A 630-nucleotide genomic window follows, 5' to 3' on the forward strand; every position below is an offset into this window, starting at 1 on the left:
CCGCGCTGCGCGGCGACCGCGACGTGGTCGAGGAGATGACCGCCTCCTTCCGGCGTCGGCGAGACCTCCTCCTCGACGGCTTCGACGAGATCGGTCTCGACTGTCCGACGCCGCAGGGAGCGTTCTACGCGATGCCCCGCGTCCCCGACGGGTTCGTCGACGAGTGTCTCGACCGCGGCGTGGTCGTCGTCCCCGGCGAGGCGTTCGGCGAGGGCGGAGCGGGCCACGCGCGGATCTCGTACGCGACCGACGAGGCGCAGCTCCGCGAGGCGCTCGACGTGATGGGCGAGGCGTACGAGGCGACGCGCTGAGGCGGGCTCGAACCGACTCGCCCGGTCAGTCGTCCCCTTCGTCCAGAATTCGGAGGTAGCGCTCGTAGTACTCCTCGTCGTGCCGGATCATCTCCTCGCCGGTCTCAACGCCGCCGCCGTCCTTTCGGACGTTTCCGTCGATGTAGGGGCGCGCGTCGAGCGCCCGGAGCAGTTCGACGTACGCGTCGGAGTACGGGTACGTCTCAGCGTACTCGTCGGTCGCCGCCCGTCGGAGGATCCGGTCGGCCTCCGCCGAGAGCTCGTCGGACCCGATTCTGGGACCGACGAGCCTCGCCCGAAGGATCGCCTCCATCCGCTC

Annotated in this window: 1 protein-coding gene and 1 pseudogene; one reads left to right on the forward strand and one right to left on the reverse strand. The window is 70.5% G+C overall.

The features are described from left to right. On the forward strand, positions 1-311 hold a 311-nt coding region (locus BN903_RS04170; RefSeq protein WP_048076534.1), incomplete at its 5' end, for an aminotransferase class I/II-fold pyridoxal phosphate-dependent enzyme. Between the two features lie 25 nt (positions 312-336). On the opposite strand, the pseudogene BN903_RS04175 reads toward BN903_RS04170, so the two are convergent. Further along, positions 337-630: pseudogene (locus tag BN903_RS04175) on the reverse strand (hypothetical protein); the annotation flags it as partial.

The sequence above is a fragment of the Halorubrum sp. AJ67 genome (assembly GCF_000513435.1).